This window comes from Effusibacillus sp. SKA8 (assembly GCF_058273125.1).
Window position 1 is genome coordinate 110,142 of the sequence record NZ_JBZCSF010000002.1, and the last position, 13,352, is coordinate 123,493.

Genomic DNA, 13,352 nt, shown 5'->3' on the forward strand with positions numbered 1-13,352 from the left:
ACTACTCAAAGTCGACAGGGATCGAGTTGCTTCTGAACTGCCCTTTGCTTCCCTCATCCTTGATCATCCGGATTTCCAACAACCCTTGCCTGTAAGCGGCCCTCACTTTGTTCGCGATGACCCGCACCGGCAGTGAAATTTCCCGCTCGAATGCCCCGCGCTGGCGCTCGGAATGAAAGAATTGTTCCTGCGGGACCCCGGCATAGCGCGCCGCATAATTGCCTCTGACCAGCAACCGGTGCGGCTCGACGAACACTTTGACATCGCCCGTTCTCTCAAGTCCCGGGATCTCAAAAACGGCGATCAGTTCATTGCGCGTTTGATACATGTCGACCCGCGGATGCTGCCCTCCCGCCCACTGAAAAAGGTTCTGGAACATCGTGTCCGGATTTGCGAGCGGATTCCCATTCATGCCCGGGACGCTGGGAATGTTCGGAAAAGCCGCATGGGGTCCCGCCAAATTTTTCAGGAAATCCTGACCGAACATTCTTTGCAGTTGCTCCCCCATTTGTCCCAGCTGGCGCAGGTAATCGAACTGATTTTGGTTCATCCGCTTCACCTCCTGTCACTACCGTATGCTGGAACCCAAGCAACGGTGCAACAGACGCAAAAACCTGCGGCCAAATCGTCCACAAGCGGATTGGATACGTCCCTTTTCAACTTTTATGAGGCCGAGGTCCGGCCGCTGTAGGTGTGGGTATGGGGAATGATCCCGTTTACCATGGTGACTCCTTCAAAAAAATGATAATGTCCGCCGCCCGGTATGGGGATCGCCGCCCCGGTTCTTCCCCGGATCACGTGAGTGTGCCCGTCGTCAAAGGAAGTTACTGTCGAATAAGCGTGTGTGTGAGGAACGCCGCTGGGCGCCGGCTCGGTCATACCCGCGTAGCGGTGCCGGTGTCCTACGTCAAACGAAGTAACACCCGAAAAAGAATGGGTATGCATCGGCCGCCCGTCCCATGTCACCAGAAAAAACTCATGGGAATGGGCATCCGAATCCGTCTCTCCGGAATGGTATACAATGCCGCAAACCGGTTTTTTCATAGATGTTTCTCCTCCCCTATTTGATTCATTAAACGCGATTAAACATTTTGCGATAGTTTGCAAGAAACATAAAGAGGATGTAGATAATTAGAAACGCGATCACCCAGGGGGTGTAGCGTCCGAATAATCCGGTTGAACCTCCCAGTTGCGTCACGAGCAGCATGAGGAGTACAAAAATGACCAAAAAGGCCACGATCCAAGGGATATACCGTTCCCATGTTCCGCGCATCAAACCCCTCCTTTTTTCGATCCGTGGTTTAAAATACGCGGCCAAAAAAGACGGTGAAACGGCCCGTATCCCGTTAGCACCGAAATCAACGGCGGTCACATGGAGCGGGTCTGCTTTCTTCCGGTTTCCGTGAAATATCCGGCGAGGTGTTTGATTAACAGTTCGGCGATACACCGATGGCCCGCGTTATCGGGATGGATCGCCGTGTTCGGTTCCTCCGTCAGCCAAATCGCATAGTACCGCTTCCGCAAATCGTTGCCGCCGACCATCAAGGTTACCAAATTGGTTATGTCCCACAGGTCGGGGGGAATCCAACGGGTGGCGTTGTACAAATCCCGGGCTGTCCAGCCGTTGCGGACAACCGGTGCACACTCCCGGCGCAAAACAGGATCTTCGCCATAGTACAGGGTCCGAACCGCCATATCTTCACCTCCCGCGACTTCTCTAAGCAGTAAATGAAACAGATTGCCGGTTTGAACCATACGGACGCCTATGGCATAACGAAAGTCGTCACGGAGGGCATTCTGAGGCATATACAGCAGATAGAAACGCGGGTACTGAATAAGATGATCCGAACCCGATTCTTTTGGTAAGGGGAGATGTTATGGGAGCTGACCGGAAGTGTTTCGATCAACCTTTTTACACGTTGCCTCCCGCGCCGCCGCTCGGGATGTCGGATCCGTGCTTTTCGGCCTGGCTGCGGACAAACCGCCTCGCATTCGAACGGGCTTTCATCTGTACGCGGTACGGAACGGATTCCACCGAGTGTGACATTGCCCGGAAACGCTATTTTGAAGCCGTTCGCCAGTACGCCTTTTGTTTGGATGATGCATGGGGACAAAACGAATTCTGATCCTGGGCCTGCAAAGGCGGCTTTTTTGCGGCAAAAAGCCCCTTTCCCGTGAGGAGAGGAGCTTCATTGCACGGGCGAAACGGGTTGGGGCCCGTTTATGATGCCCGGAATTTGCACCTTGACCGCGTTTGCCGGAGTGGGCGCCGCTGCCGGCGGAACCTCCGCGGGAGGCATCCCGGGCCGGACCGGCGCCGCCTCGGTCGTCTCGTAAGATTCGGAATGGGCCTGGATCATTCCGCTGCTGCCAATCTGTATGATCGAAGAACCGCCAACCGTATTAACGCTAAATGTTCCAATGTGAATGGTCTGTATGATTTTCATGCTACCGCCCCGTTTACAGTCCTGCCAGATTTTCATCCAAGAGATCTTGGTCATTCGTATTCGTCGAACTCACCACGTTATATGTGGACGGAAAATCCCCCGTGTTGAAGGAGCCGGATCCGGCGTATGTCTTGGTCGCCGTTTTTGGGGCAATGATTACCACATCACCGACATGGACCACTCCGCCGCTACCTACGCTGACGACTTTCAGAGCGCCGACAATTGCTGGCATGCGGGCCCCCCTTTCGGGCAGGATGGTTCTCTTCTACTGTACGTAGGCAACCCGGTTTTGGGCACCATTTTCTGTTTCTTTCCATAAAATGTCTAGCAAACGAAAGGAAGGTGCCATTCATGTCTGCTGTTATCGGAGGGATCCGCTTCGTCAGTGTAGGAACGGGCGGACAGTTTCAGGCCGGTGATGCGGCGGCGATTCTGCCGAAAACCGCGACAAAAACCTATGCCGGGTCGGGCAATTTCAATACGGGGGATGCCGGCCGCACGGTGAACCTGTTCAATGCCACCAATACCAACGATCAGGATGCGTTGGACAGCAACATCAACACGTTGCTGTGATTCTATGGCGATCTATCGGAATCGTCAAAAAGTCGTACGCGTGAAGGCGATGAAAGTCAACCTGGTATTGATAGGCGGGGTCCTGCAGGTTGGCGACGTGCGGCAGGTGTTGCCGTTTGCCCGCTCCTATTCCGCCGGAGGACCGCGGGGAGCCGCCAGTTTTATCACGCGGGCGCGGCATATTTTTTCCGCAACCCGGCTTCATTACGCGGAACAGGAGGATTCGCAGGCGGTCGACTTCAATTTTGTCGGCGGCCAATTGCTGGTGCAGAAACAAAAGGAGGATTCGGATGACGATCCAGATTCACATGCAAGTCCAGAACGGGGATCTTCACCTCGGTTATTTTAAGATCAACGCGGTTTCCAACTCGGCCGTCGTCATACTCGGCGATGCCGAAACGGTTCGCGCCGAATCGGTATCGACGTCAAGAGGTGTGGTGGGGCCTTTGATTGCTCCTGTAGTCGCTCCCGCTCTCGGCGCATTGGGGGCGGTCAGCTAACGGGCCTATTTTTCACGCAAACGGGGCATGTGCGGAAAAATCCCCGGAACTAGACGGGTGTACGTTGCTTCCGTTCACCTATCCGCATTTACTGGAGTGAGACTATCACAAAGGAGGAACTCGCATGGACGGATATGTGGGCGCTTTTGGGGGTTACACCCGTTGGGCGGTCGTGTTCCTGATCATCTTTGTCTTGTTCATCCTGCTCGTTCCTGCCGCAACCACCGTTTGCACCACGACTCCTGTCTACTAGTCGGCTGGAAGAAATCAGCCTGTTTGTGCCCGGGTATAGGCCAGTGGCGGGAGCGGTGGCAGATCCTTGATCATAATGCGGCAAAAAGCCCGGACGAAATCCGGGCTTTTTGCTTTTCGCTTAGAATTGTTGGCCCGTCAGTTGCCGGTTTTCACATTTCTTCGGCCTTGCTGCTTTGTGCCAAGAAGGACTCCATACCCGAGATATTCCGCATAACGCGTCATAACCGCCGCATTCCGCTCCATTAAAGCTCGAACACGGGGATCGGTATACACATCTTCATCGATCTGCTGGCAGGGGTCCGGATGGGCCCATTCGTCCGCCATCACCCCGGCAAGCGGAACCGCCGTCGGCTTCCACACCCCTACCTCTTGAAAATTCGCGGTACGCAGCAGTGTGATCCACTCGTCCAAACTGGGCACCTGTTTGGCTCCATAAAGTTTTCGGATCGCTTCGCCCGCTTTTCGGGGAAGGCATTTGATCGCCATCATCTCACGGTCGTACAAACGGCCTCCCGACCGCAAAACCCGGTAGTATTCGGATATGGCCCGCATGGCGTCAACAAAAACGGTCACCGATTCCGCCAGTACAACATCAAACTGATCGGCAGCAAAAGGAAGCCGGCATGCGTCCCCTTCCACCCACCGAACCTGGACTCCTTCAAGTTCCGCCCTTCTTCGCGCTTTCGCCAACATCAAAGGACGGATGTCCAGCCCCGTCACATCACACCCCTTACGTGCCAGATAACAGGCCGTTCTCCCCGTTCCGCATCCGACTTCCAGCACGCGTTTGCCCCGCCGGATTGAAAAATGGGAGAGAAACTCCAAGGTCGCCGCAAACCCGCCCGGATGGGCGCTGCCAACACCTTGCCGGGCCAACATGTCTTGATAATTCATAACTTCCTCCCTTTGCAACAAACATTTTTCTTTTCGCAAACGAATAAAAGAGGCCGGCATGCCACCGACCTGCTTGCTGTTTGTTAATATACGGGAACTGTCTTGCATACCCTGGCGTAACCGGGCACCAGCAGAAAGAACAAGACAAAGATAATCAGGAACACCACCGCCCACCGGGTATAGCCCCCGAAAACACCATACATCCGGTTTCCTCCTTTCCCTGTTCTCTGTTTATAGTTAATTCCGATTTAAGGGCTGCCGCCACGGACGGATGTCACGGACCACGGATCTATTTTTTGATTGATTCCCTGCAAAATCAACAGGAGCGGAACGCTTGCACACCGGATCTTACGTAGGATGTAAGTGAGAATTCAAAAGGAGGGACACAAATGCCTGTTACTTATGAGTACGCGCTTCAATTTGTGGGACAGCCGGTGGTTGCACATTGCAACAATGGCAAATATTACGGCATTGTCCGCAGAGTGGCGCGGGACGGAATCTGGTTGGAACCTCTGCCGCGAACAGTCGTGCCAACCAGCGCGGAATCAAAAGAAGCAGACGCGACCCCGGCTGACCGGCCAGGACCGCCACAAGGGGAAAATGTGTTTTTCGCCAGACCGTTCTTGCCGTTTTTCTTCCTTCCTTTCTTTGTTTTGCTTGCATTGACGCCGTTTTTCTTTTGGTGGTAAAAAACGCCTTCCACCCCAAAAACGGCAAAACACCAGCGAAGCAAATTCCTTCGTTGGTGTTTTCATTTCGTCACTTTGCCATAAAAGCCGCCAGAATCGGCAGACCGATCGTGATAATCGCCGCCAATATCTGCAGCCATATCCCCCGGCGCCGGACTCCTTTCAGTTGAAACGTCACGCCTTTTCGCAAAAGCCAGTCCCCCACTACCGCACAGACAATTGCCCATAAAGTAAGCAGCATCAGCCGCATGTTCTTCGCCCCCTACCGCATGACATTCAACGCTTGCGATCGAATGGCAATTCGAACCGGAGTTTTGCCCAGAATCTCCCCGTCCCCGTGAATGGGAACTGCCGGGTCTGTCCAAACGCGAACCGCTTTTCCCTTTAAACATAAAACGTTGGGATGGAGTACATGTTTTCCCGAGAACACGGAGGGAAACAGCTTTAACAGTTCCAGACCGGACATGTTATGGACGACGCAAACATCAAGCAAACCGTCGTCAGGTCTCGCGTCAGGGCAAATGATCATCCCTCCGGCGTAAAACTTTCCGTTTCCGACAGCAACCAGCCAGCAATTCCGAAAGACGATCGTCCGGTCATCAATATCCAAACATAAAGTGAAGGGAGGAAACCTAAAAATGAGCTTCAGCATACCAAGTACATACGCGAACGCACCGGCCCTTTTCTTCCAGGGCAACCGATTGAGATCCTCCGCCACCGCCCCGTCAAATCCAATTCCGATGACCCCGGCAATATAGGCTCCGTCCAATTCCAGAAGATCAACAGGTTTTTGGGTTCCGGCCGACAGGCGCCTCACCGCCAGAAAAGGATCGCGCGGAATATTCAATATTCTTGCCAGATCATTGCCCGTTCCCGCAGGCAGCACCCCGAAAACGGCACTTTGGCCGGCAATGCCATTCACCACTTCATTGGCGGTTCCGTCACCTCCCACCGCGACCACCCGCGAATATTGATTCTCTGCGGCTTGCCTCGCCACTTCAATCGCTTCCTTGGGGCGTGATGTGAAGTGAACATCATAGCGGATTCCGAAGATTTGCAGATACCGCTGAAACTGTGGCCAGCGTTTCTTCGTCCTGCCTTTTCCAGCACACTCGTTGACAATCAACAATGTTTTCATCGGCTTTGTTCCTTTATTCCTTATGTGGATACTAGGAGCAGTTATTTCCCGATAAGGCAAATCTCATACCATCAGGAATTTTCTGACGGCCATCCACACGGGCTGTTCACCGATTTGCCCGAAGATTGAAAATGATTGCGAGAAAACACGGCTGAATTTTTGCATTCTGTTTTTTTCGCCGCTGAACGGGAAATACTGTTATTTGTTGACAAACGATTGGAATTCAGCAGGAGGTACCCAATGGCGTTTTATTCTTTTTCAGGAGAATTGCGCAGCGACTTTCAGAAATGGTTCGCAGACCGGCTCAACCGGAAACTTGCCGCGAAAGGATACCGTTTGGCCGAAACTTCACAAGACAATATCCGTCTGGTGCTGAACTTCACAGATCCGTACTCCCCGCGACCCTATCGGCGAAAAGCGCAAGCCACATATGTCGTGACAATCGTGGAAACCGCCGAGCTGCCGGACAGTGTTCTCAAGCACGGATACCCGATTTTGATTCGGTCATTGTCAAACTTGTTGATTTACATTGTGCGTACGCCCGAAATGCTTGAGACATATTTTGTGACACTTGAGCAAGGATACTACAGGATTCCTTACCAAGAAGGCCAGGAAGAAGCGTATTTCGATAAAATTTTCGAACGGTTGGAACCCCTTGCTTCTTCCAATTTGATTATTGACAACGACTTTTACCCGGATCTTCCGGAAGAACTGTGGGAAGGCGACGAAATCACCGAACGGATTCGGCAGGCGGGACGGAAAATTGAAGCGATGAACCTCTGGCCCGCTCCTTTCCCGATCCAGGAAATCCTGCCGCCCGAAGACTTCCGGCATGTCAAGCGGTTGTACGGGATTGGCGGGCTTAGCTACGGGAATCTGAGTGCCCGCAAGGACGAAACCCGTTTTTGGATGAGCGGAAGCGGTGTGAACAAAGGCGATCTGAAAAAAATCGGTCAGGACACCCTCTTGATTAAAGGGTTTGATGCGGAACGGAACACCATGCTGTTAAGCGTCCCGCCAAACGTGCAGCCGCGCCGCGTATCGGTGGATGCGATCGAACACTGGATGATCTATACGGAACATCCGCAAGTCGGGGCCATCGTTCATATTCACGCGTGGATGGAAGGAATCCCGTCCACTCAAATCAATTACCCCTGCGGCACGGTTGAACTCGCCAAAGCGGTAGCAGAACTCGTTCGTCAATCGGAAAACCCGGCACGGGCGATTGTCGGGTTGAAAAATCACGGATTGACAATCACGGGCACAGATCTTGACGATATTTTCGAACGCATCGAGGGCCGCATTATCCCCCAGGTTCCAATGACATAAATTTCCACCCATCGAACAAACACCCGGACATCGATCCGGGTGTTTTGGCACCTCACCCGGTTGGCACGATCTCCAGGCCCAATTTCTCGCGAATGGTCCGCTTGACCGCTGCCTTGCACTTGTCCAGATCCGTTGCGTCCAATGTCACAAAATCTTTTGCGTACCGCTCCATGGTATATTTGTAACGGGGATCGTAGTACTTGACCAGAAGCATTTCCGTTAAATCCGCAAACCGGTTCCCGGCAATCGCCTCCCAGCCGAGTCTGCGGTCTTCTGGCGACAATTTTTTCTCGATCGAGCAGAGCGCCCCGCTGACTTTCTCCTTGAAATCCGGGTCTGCGACGATATATTGGTCGAGCGTTCGTTTTACCCGAACGTCAAGCGGCGCCTCAAGCAGGATATGCAGCCCCTTTTCTTTCGCTTCCAACAGAAACTCCGGCAAATTGACGCGGCCAACCCGCTTGCTTTCCGCCTCGATGATGATGTAGGGGCTGTGTTCCAACTCTTCAAGCCGTTCCAGCAGCAACGAATCAAACATCCGCTGATTGCGCGGTTTTTCCCCGATCGAACCGAAAGCGGACCCTTTATGCCCCGCCATCCCTTCCAAATCGACCACCGGTTCCCCGTCTTCGGCGAGGCGCCTTAACAATTCCGTTTTTCCGACTCCGGTCATTCCGTGAATGACAACACACTCCGCCTTTAATTGAAAATGGGCCAACCGCGCCGTGACGCTCTCCCGGTATCCCCGGTAACCGCCATCCAGCCGGCACACCGGCATCCCCATCAAATCGAGCACCGTTGCAACGCTCTTGCTGCGCATGCCACCCCGCCAGCAGTATACTACCGGTTGCTTGTCGCCCGCGGCTTCTTCGACCGCTTTGACCAAATCCGGCAATTTGGCCGACGCTATGCGCAGTCCAAGATCTTTCGCCTGCCGCTGGCCGATCTGTTTGTACACCGTGCCCACTTGGGCCCGCTCTTCATCGTTGAAAATCGGAATGTTCACCGCGCCCGGAATGTGGGACTCCGCGTACTCCCCTTCCGAGCGGACGTCGATCAACACCACGTCTTTACGTTTTTTTATGTCGTCAAATCGCACGTCTTGAAACATGTTGCTCATCCTTTGAACGAAATCGTGTGAATCATCGCTGATCCCATTATACACGAAAATGACCGACCACCCTGAAACACCCCCCGGCGGTTCGCATACAATGTTGTACTTCACGGATCGGTGGTGGCGAAAGTGACGGAACGCCGGTTGAAAGCGCTTGTGCTGCTGTATCTTTTGTTGTCGTTTGTCGGAAGCTTTCTATGTATGGCCTTTTTAAAAAGCGGAGCGTTAAACGGCATCATCCCGAATTCCTTCAATCTTTCCCGCGTCGGGTATTACCCGTATTACGCGTTCGCCGGCGCGATAGGCGGCACGTTGTACTGCCTGCGCCTGTTTTACTGGCATAACATCCGGGGGAATTTGAACATCCACAAATGGTGGATCTGGTACTTGCTGCGCCCCGTCATGAGCGCGGGAACCGCCGTCATGACCATAATTCTGTTTCGGAGCGGAATCCTCTTGCTCGACATCCGGCAAGACCCGCTGGCGGTGATCGGTCTTTCCTTTTTGATCGGATACGGGTTCGGTAAAGTGATGGATAAATTGGACGGACTGGTTGAAACGTTGTTTAACGGACAGCCGGATCCCGGCAAACGACCGGGAGAACCGGTCAAAGGACAGCCGGCGGAACCCTCGGGTTCCGGCCGATCGAAAGGGGCCAACGGATCAAACGACCCCGACCAGCCGATCCGGCAGTTGAAACCATAAACGCCCTCGGATAAGCAGGCACCGCATCCCTCCTTCGGATTCCGATTCTCCTAGAATACCTCCCGTGAAACTGCTATAATGTGGGATAGCAATAACGAGGTGACGATCATGGCGAAGAAAAACCGACCCCGCACCGGCCGGAGTCCCGCTTCTCCCCGGGATGTCCGGGCGGAACACGGCCCTCTCGGCCCCCAACCGGCGGCAAAACCGGCAACGCTGGAGGAAAGGCTGCGCCCGGAAATCCTGGAGAAACTGAAGTCCCGGCAAGCGGAACTGGAAGCGGAAGAAAACCGCCGCAAAGAGGAGCAGAGGCGGCGGGAGGAAGAGTTGCGCAAAGCGGAGCGGAAGCGATTGGAAAACGATTTTGAGCATCTGTTGAACAACAGCGATCTGGATTGGCGGAAGTTTAAATGATGGAAACCCTGTAAATAATGGAAATCCTTCATAACTACATAACGAGGAAGTGATGCGCGTGGACTGTATTTTTTGCAAGATTGTGAAAGGAGAAATTCCTGCAAAGAAGGTGTATGAGGACGACCGGGTGGTGGCGTTTCACGACATCAAACCGATCGCCCCGGTGCATGTGCTCGTGATTCCGAAGAAACATATCCCCTCCGTTCTGGACATTCAGGAAGAGGACAAGGAACTGATCGGCCACCTGCATCTGTGCCTGCAGAAAGTGGCAAAGGAAATGCAGGTGGATCAGTCCGGTTTCCGTGTCGTCACCAACACGGGAAAGCACGGCCAACAGACGGTGTTCCATCTGCACTACCACGTGATTGGCGGACGCCAGCTCGAGTGGAAAATGTAACCAGTTTGACGGGGCCTATGGAAGCAAAAAAACGGTTAAGCGAAATGACGCCCGAAGAATTACGGGAAGAAATGGAGCGGTTGAAACGGCGGGGACTCGAACTGTTTGACGCGGGAGATTTTGCAGAAGCGATGGCGCTTCGCACCCGCTGGTATCTGGCCGCTTCTTATCTGATGGACCCGAAAACGATCGAAATCGGCGGCCAATATTTTATCGAAGGGGAACCGGGCGGCGTGTTTACCATCACGCATCTTGAGGGAGTGATGGCGCACGGAACCATGTCCAACAATCCGCTGCCCGCCGCTTATCCGATTGCAATGCTGACGAAAGATCCGCCAATCGACTGAAATCCGCTGAATTCCGTTGAAAGAATCGAGTAGGAGGGGGCGGCACAAAACCGCGGGCTTTTGATTGTCCGCCTCTTCCATTCCGGCGGCATGAATCTCAGCGACATGCCGGACGCCCTTCTTCTTACTTCACCCGGTTCCGCAGAACCCCGATTCCCTCGATCTCAACCTCAACCACATCGCCGGCTTTCAACAGACGCGGCGGCTGGAAGCCCATTCCCACTCCGGCCGGCGTGCCCGTTGCGACGATATCGCCCGGCTCCAGCGTGGTCCCTTCCGTAATCGTCGCGATCAGCGTCGGAATATCAAAGATCATCAGCGACGTATTGGCGGACTGCCGCACTTCGCCGTTCACCCGCGTCCACAAATTCAGATTTTGCGGGTTCGGCAGTTCGCTTTTATAAACGAGCGCCGGTCCCATCGGGCAGAACGTGTCGAGGCTCTTGCCGAGCAGCCACTGGGTATGGCGGAACTGTTTGTCTCTGGCGGACACGTCGTTAATGATCGTATAACCGAAGATATAATCGTATGCGTCCTCTTTCCTGACGGATTTTGCCCGCTTGCCGATGACAACCGCCAATTCGCCCTCATAATCCACCTGTTCGGTGACGCCGGGATGACTGTCGATCTCCTCTTCCGGACCGATGACCGACGTCGGGGCTTTTGAGAACAGGATCGGATGCTGCGGCAGGTCGCCCGTTTTCATTTCCTTCACATGCTCAACGTAGTTCTTCCCGACGCAGAAAATATTTTTGCGCGGGCGCGGAATCGGAGCTAGCAGACGGACGCCGGACAAAGGCAACCGGTACCCGCCGCCAGCCGCTTTTTCAATCTCCCGTACCACCGCAAGCGCCTCGTCCCCCGCCTCTATCAATTCAACAAGAGTGTCCGGCAGCCGGCCTTCGATACCCAGGGCCTGTTTGGCCGCATGGAGATCCAGCACGCTTTCGCCAACCAGAAGCCCGATTTTTGCCAACCCGTTTTGTTCAAAAGTGACAAATCGCATAAAACATCCCCTATTCCAGTTGAGTTTCATCGGTTTGAAACCATACGCTTTAAAGTTCGTGCAAGCGAGTCATGATTCCTCTCCGTTCCGTCCAATTTCCGCCAAAAAGTTGCTAAACGCCGCTCAGGAACAGGTAAACCGGCAGCAGCACGCTTAAGGCGATCGCATAGGCGAGATTCCACTTGACGGACACCTGCAGCAGATCCTTTTGCAAAAAATTTGCCGTCAGATTGCTTACCGCGCTGGCGGGTGAGATCGCAATCGAAATACCCCAGCTTCCCAACAGCAGCAGTGCAAAAAACAGAGAAGACATGCCGATGGCCGCCGGATGGATTCCCGTCACCAGAACCGTAACCGGGATCATCGGATGCAGCCCGATAACCGCACCGATCGTCACGATAAGGATGGTAATAACGGAAAACCACAACACCAACGACCCGTGCGGCAGCCCCAACATTTTCACAACGTACTCCCCGAGACGCGCTTCCCCGACGGCCCCGCTGAAAAAGCCGGCCGTCAAAAACAACACCAGTTCTTTTTTTAAAGCCGGAAGCGAGGTGGAAACATGCATCTTCAAGCCTTGCCGGTAGGTTGCCAGCGAACGGGCTCCCATGCACCACAGCAGCGGGTAAAGGACAGCAGCCAAGCAGATAATCAGGACAACCGGAAGCGCGAGCCATTTTTCCAGGATCAGTATGATGGCAACCGCCGATGACAGATAGAATCCCAACTGCCGGACGGAAGCTGCAGCCGCATTCGGGTTGCAGGCATGTTCGGACTTTCCGGCCGAACCGGCCTCGCCGCTTGTTTGAGACTCGCTGCCCGCTTTAAACTCGCCGGCCGAATCCCTCGCTACCGGCGCAAGCTGGCGAAAACGCGGTCGCTCAACCAAAAAGCTGACGACAAAACTGACCAGAACGAATCCGATGGCATACGGCGCCAGCCGTGTCCATTCAACCCCTGACTGCGAAACCACCAGAGCGACGGAGAAGAAGTAAGGCGACCAATAATTCGCCGTCGCAAATCCCCGGATCAGGGACACGCCCAACAAGCGTTCCGACCGGACAACCGGATGCAAGGACGCAAGCTGATACACAATTGCCACCGAACCGATGTTCACCACCACGCCCAACAAATGCGTCAGCAGTTGCGTTCCCAGAAAAAATGACGACGCACTGCGCACATGCCGCTTGTAAACGCTTGTCAAAGCCTCTACATACCGTTCCGATTTGACGGGAATTCCAAACAGCGGGGCAAATACAAACAATGTCACTAAAGCCGCGTTTAGCGAGGCTGCCGTCAGCCAGACCGAAACGCTTGCGCCGGTGCGGAGCAGGATGAAAGCCCCCAGCAGCAGAAACGCCACCGAAAAATAAAGCGTGGCACCCTTTATCTGCGGCAACACCTTTGCAATAAAAAGGACGACAAGAACACCCAGCCCCATTTTTAAAAATTGCAGATCCGTCAACTGGACGGCAATGTACCCCAAAGCCAAAACAACAATCATGAACAGGTCAATCCGGTTCCCCACGGTTTCCATTAAC

23 protein-coding genes are annotated in these 13,352 nt (G+C 53.9%); 11 read left to right on the top strand and 12 right to left on the bottom strand.

The genetic code is table 11. The features are described 5' to 3' along the window. Nucleotide 1: 1 nt before the first annotated feature. The 4 genes from AC4ED1_RS02795 to AC4ED1_RS02810 all read right to left on the bottom strand — a co-directional run bounded on the left by AC4ED1_RS02795 (nucleotide 2) and on the right by AC4ED1_RS02810 (nucleotide 1,695). On the bottom strand, nucleotides 2-550 hold the full coding sequence (locus AC4ED1_RS02795) for an Hsp20/alpha crystallin family protein (RefSeq protein WP_490935883.1): 549 nt from the start codon (nucleotides 548-550) through the stop codon (nucleotides 2-4). 113 nt (nucleotides 551-663) lie between these two features. Then, nucleotides 664-1,044 (bottom strand): YmaF family protein, encoded by a 381-nt coding sequence (locus tag AC4ED1_RS02800; protein WP_490935884.1) that lies wholly within the window; start codon nucleotides 1,042-1,044, stop codon nucleotides 664-666. A 28-nt stretch (nucleotides 1,045-1,072) separates the two neighbouring features. Next, complete coding sequence (locus AC4ED1_RS02805) at nucleotides 1,073-1,273, bottom strand: hypothetical protein (protein ID WP_490935885.1); 201 nt, start codon at nucleotides 1,271-1,273, stop codon at nucleotides 1,073-1,075. A 95-nt stretch (nucleotides 1,274-1,368) separates the two neighbouring features. Continuing rightward, nucleotides 1,369-1,695 (bottom strand): hypothetical protein, encoded by a 327-nt coding sequence (locus AC4ED1_RS02810; RefSeq protein ID WP_490935886.1) that lies wholly within the window; start codon nucleotides 1,693-1,695, stop codon nucleotides 1,369-1,371. Nucleotides 1,696-1,877: 182 nt separating this feature from the next. On the opposite strand from AC4ED1_RS02810, the gene AC4ED1_RS02815 reads away from it, so the two are divergent. Beyond that, the gene (locus tag AC4ED1_RS02815; protein WP_490935887.1) at nucleotides 1,878-2,126 is read left to right on the top strand and encodes a hypothetical protein; all 249 of its coding nucleotides are present in this window, start codon (nucleotides 1,878-1,880) and stop codon (nucleotides 2,124-2,126) included. A 63-nt stretch (nucleotides 2,127-2,189) separates the two neighbouring features. Here the strand turns inward: AC4ED1_RS02815 and AC4ED1_RS02820 are convergent, their stop codons facing one another. Continuing rightward, nucleotides 2,190-2,447 carry a spore germination protein GerPB gene (locus AC4ED1_RS02820; RefSeq protein ID WP_490935888.1) on the bottom strand — a complete coding sequence of 86 codons (258 nt, stop codon included), beginning with the start codon at nucleotides 2,445-2,447 and terminating at the stop codon, nucleotides 2,190-2,192. Between the two features lie 13 nt (nucleotides 2,448-2,460). Beyond that, nucleotides 2,461-2,679 carry a spore germination protein gene (locus tag AC4ED1_RS02825; RefSeq protein ID WP_490935889.1) on the bottom strand — a complete coding sequence of 73 codons (219 nt, stop codon included), beginning with the start codon at nucleotides 2,677-2,679 and terminating at the stop codon, nucleotides 2,461-2,463. A 119-nt stretch (nucleotides 2,680-2,798) separates the two neighbouring features. On the opposite strand from AC4ED1_RS02825, the gene AC4ED1_RS02830 reads away from it, so the two are divergent. From AC4ED1_RS02830 to AC4ED1_RS02845, 4 genes are all read left to right on the top strand, one after another. Beyond that, nucleotides 2,799-3,020: a spore germination protein gene (locus AC4ED1_RS02830; RefSeq protein ID WP_490935890.1), complete on the top strand. Its 222-nt coding sequence runs from the start codon at nucleotides 2,799-2,801 to the stop codon at nucleotides 3,018-3,020. 4 nt (nucleotides 3,021-3,024) lie between these two features. Beyond that, a complete protein-coding gene (locus AC4ED1_RS02835; RefSeq protein ID WP_490935891.1) occupies nucleotides 3,025-3,369 on the top strand; it encodes a hypothetical protein in 345 nt (114 codons plus the stop codon). Beyond that, nucleotides 3,311-3,520: a hypothetical protein gene (locus tag AC4ED1_RS02840; protein ID WP_490935892.1), complete on the top strand. Its 210-nt coding sequence runs from the start codon at nucleotides 3,311-3,313 to the stop codon at nucleotides 3,518-3,520. Before AC4ED1_RS02835 ends, AC4ED1_RS02840 begins: the two co-directional genes overlap by 59 nt. 124 nt (nucleotides 3,521-3,644) lie before the next feature. After that, entirely contained in the window at nucleotides 3,645-3,773 is a 129-nt protein-coding gene (locus tag AC4ED1_RS02845; protein ID WP_490935893.1) for a hypothetical protein, read from the top strand. A gap of 137 nt (nucleotides 3,774-3,910) precedes the next feature. Here AC4ED1_RS02845 and AC4ED1_RS02850 read toward each other — a convergent pair whose 3' ends face one another. Next, nucleotides 3,911-4,669 (bottom strand): class I SAM-dependent methyltransferase, encoded by a 759-nt coding sequence (locus tag AC4ED1_RS02850; RefSeq protein ID WP_490935894.1) that lies wholly within the window; start codon nucleotides 4,667-4,669, stop codon nucleotides 3,911-3,913. Between the two features lie 389 nt (nucleotides 4,670-5,058). Between AC4ED1_RS02850 and AC4ED1_RS02855 the strand changes: the two genes are divergently transcribed. Next, entirely contained in the window at nucleotides 5,059-5,358 is a 300-nt protein-coding gene (locus tag AC4ED1_RS02855) for a hypothetical protein (protein ID WP_490935895.1), read from the top strand. A gap of 70 nt (nucleotides 5,359-5,428) precedes the next feature. On the opposite strand, the gene AC4ED1_RS02860 is transcribed toward AC4ED1_RS02855, so the two are convergent. Then, entirely contained in the window at nucleotides 5,429-5,608 is a 180-nt protein-coding gene (locus tag AC4ED1_RS02860; protein WP_490935896.1) for a hypothetical protein, read from the bottom strand. 12 nt (nucleotides 5,609-5,620) lie between these two features. Further along, nucleotides 5,621-6,496, bottom strand: a complete 876-nt coding sequence (locus AC4ED1_RS02865) for a diacylglycerol/lipid kinase family protein (protein WP_490935897.1) — start codon at nucleotides 6,494-6,496, stop codon at nucleotides 5,621-5,623. A 240-nt stretch (nucleotides 6,497-6,736) separates the two neighbouring features. On the opposite strand from AC4ED1_RS02865, the gene AC4ED1_RS02870 reads away from it, so the two are divergent. Then, entirely contained in the window at nucleotides 6,737-7,825 is a 1,089-nt protein-coding gene (locus AC4ED1_RS02870; RefSeq protein WP_490935898.1) for a class II aldolase/adducin family protein, read from the top strand. 52 nt (nucleotides 7,826-7,877) lie between these two features. Here AC4ED1_RS02870 and mnmH read toward each other — a convergent pair whose 3' ends face one another. Beyond that, a complete protein-coding gene (gene mnmH / locus AC4ED1_RS02875) occupies nucleotides 7,878-8,936 on the bottom strand; it encodes a tRNA 2-selenouridine(34) synthase MnmH (protein ID WP_490935899.1) in 1,059 nt (352 codons plus the stop codon). 132 nt (nucleotides 8,937-9,068) lie between these two features. Here mnmH and AC4ED1_RS02880 point away from each other — a divergent pair, with 132 nt between their 5' ends. The 4 genes from AC4ED1_RS02880 (at nucleotide 9,069) to AC4ED1_RS02895 (ending at nucleotide 10,802) form a co-directional block, all read left to right on the top strand. Next, the gene (locus AC4ED1_RS02880; RefSeq protein WP_490935900.1) at nucleotides 9,069-9,644 is read left to right on the top strand and encodes a hypothetical protein; all 576 of its coding nucleotides are present in this window, start codon (nucleotides 9,069-9,071) and stop codon (nucleotides 9,642-9,644) included. 108 nt (nucleotides 9,645-9,752) lie between these two features. Then, nucleotides 9,753-10,058 (top strand): YqkE family protein, encoded by a 306-nt coding sequence (locus AC4ED1_RS02885; RefSeq protein WP_490935901.1) that lies wholly within the window; start codon nucleotides 9,753-9,755, stop codon nucleotides 10,056-10,058. A gap of 58 nt (nucleotides 10,059-10,116) precedes the next feature. After that, the gene (locus AC4ED1_RS02890) at nucleotides 10,117-10,455 is read left to right on the top strand and encodes a histidine triad nucleotide-binding protein (protein ID WP_490935902.1); all 339 of its coding nucleotides are present in this window, start codon (nucleotides 10,117-10,119) and stop codon (nucleotides 10,453-10,455) included. After that, entirely contained in the window at nucleotides 10,443-10,802 is a 360-nt protein-coding gene (locus AC4ED1_RS02895) for a DUF1811 family protein (RefSeq protein WP_490935903.1), read from the top strand. Before AC4ED1_RS02890 ends, AC4ED1_RS02895 begins: the two co-directional genes overlap by 13 nt. Before the next feature lie 124 nt (nucleotides 10,803-10,926). Here the strand turns inward: AC4ED1_RS02895 and AC4ED1_RS02900 are convergent, their stop codons facing one another. Further along, nucleotides 10,927-11,808, bottom strand: a complete 882-nt coding sequence (locus AC4ED1_RS02900; RefSeq protein WP_490935904.1) for a fumarylacetoacetate hydrolase family protein — start codon at nucleotides 11,806-11,808, stop codon at nucleotides 10,927-10,929. A gap of 112 nt (nucleotides 11,809-11,920) precedes the next feature. Beyond that, nucleotides 11,921-13,348, bottom strand: a complete 1,428-nt coding sequence (locus AC4ED1_RS02905) for a hypothetical protein (RefSeq protein ID WP_490935905.1) — start codon at nucleotides 13,346-13,348, stop codon at nucleotides 11,921-11,923. Nucleotides 13,349-13,352: the final 4 nt, after the last annotated feature.

Excerpts from the sequence above, each read along its gene's own strand:
- AC4ED1_RS02795 (WP_490935883.1), bottom strand. The coding sequence starts at position 550 with ATGAACCAAAATCAGTTCGATTACCTGCGCCAGCTGGGACAAATGGGG.
- AC4ED1_RS02800 (WP_490935884.1), bottom strand. The coding sequence starts at position 1,044 with ATGAAAAAACCGGTTTGCGGCATTGTATACCATTCCGGAGAGACGGAT.
- AC4ED1_RS02805 (WP_490935885.1), bottom strand. The coding sequence starts at position 1,273 with ATGCGCGGAACATGGGAACGGTATATCCCTTGGATCGTGGCCTTTTTG.
- AC4ED1_RS02810 (WP_490935886.1), bottom strand. The coding sequence starts at position 1,695 with ATGGCGGTTCGGACCCTGTACTATGGCGAAGATCCTGTTTTGCGCCGG.
- AC4ED1_RS02815 (WP_490935887.1), top strand. The coding sequence starts at position 1,878 with ATGGGAGCTGACCGGAAGTGTTTCGATCAACCTTTTTACACGTTGCCT.
- AC4ED1_RS02820 (WP_490935888.1), bottom strand. The coding sequence starts at position 2,447 with ATGAAAATCATACAGACCATTCACATTGGAACATTTAGCGTTAATACG.
- AC4ED1_RS02825 (WP_490935889.1), bottom strand. The coding sequence starts at position 2,679 with ATGCCAGCAATTGTCGGCGCTCTGAAAGTCGTCAGCGTAGGTAGCGGC.
- AC4ED1_RS02830 (WP_490935890.1), top strand. The coding sequence starts at position 2,799 with ATGTCTGCTGTTATCGGAGGGATCCGCTTCGTCAGTGTAGGAACGGGC.
- AC4ED1_RS02835 (WP_490935891.1), top strand. The coding sequence starts at position 3,025 with ATGGCGATCTATCGGAATCGTCAAAAAGTCGTACGCGTGAAGGCGATG.
- AC4ED1_RS02840 (WP_490935892.1), top strand. The coding sequence starts at position 3,311 with ATGACGATCCAGATTCACATGCAAGTCCAGAACGGGGATCTTCACCTC.
- AC4ED1_RS02845 (WP_490935893.1), top strand. The coding sequence starts at position 3,645 with ATGGACGGATATGTGGGCGCTTTTGGGGGTTACACCCGTTGGGCGGTC.
- AC4ED1_RS02850 (WP_490935894.1), bottom strand. The coding sequence starts at position 4,669 with ATGAATTATCAAGACATGTTGGCCCGGCAAGGTGTTGGCAGCGCCCAT.
- AC4ED1_RS02855 (WP_490935895.1), top strand. The coding sequence starts at position 5,059 with ATGCCTGTTACTTATGAGTACGCGCTTCAATTTGTGGGACAGCCGGTG.
- AC4ED1_RS02860 (WP_490935896.1), bottom strand. The coding sequence starts at position 5,608 with ATGCGGCTGATGCTGCTTACTTTATGGGCAATTGTCTGTGCGGTAGTG.
- AC4ED1_RS02865 (WP_490935897.1), bottom strand. The coding sequence starts at position 6,496 with ATGAAAACATTGTTGATTGTCAACGAGTGTGCTGGAAAAGGCAGGACG.
- AC4ED1_RS02870 (WP_490935898.1), top strand. The coding sequence starts at position 6,737 with ATGGCGTTTTATTCTTTTTCAGGAGAATTGCGCAGCGACTTTCAGAAA.
- mnmH (WP_490935899.1), bottom strand. The coding sequence starts at position 8,936 with ATGTTTCAAGACGTGCGATTTGACGACATAAAAAAACGTAAAGACGTG.
- AC4ED1_RS02885 (WP_490935901.1), top strand. The coding sequence starts at position 9,753 with ATGGCGAAGAAAAACCGACCCCGCACCGGCCGGAGTCCCGCTTCTCCC.
- AC4ED1_RS02900 (WP_490935904.1), bottom strand. The coding sequence starts at position 11,808 with ATGCGATTTGTCACTTTTGAACAAAACGGGTTGGCAAAAATCGGGCTT.
- AC4ED1_RS02905 (WP_490935905.1), bottom strand. The coding sequence starts at position 13,348 with ATGGAAACCGTGGGGAACCGGATTGACCTGTTCATGATTGTTGTTTTG.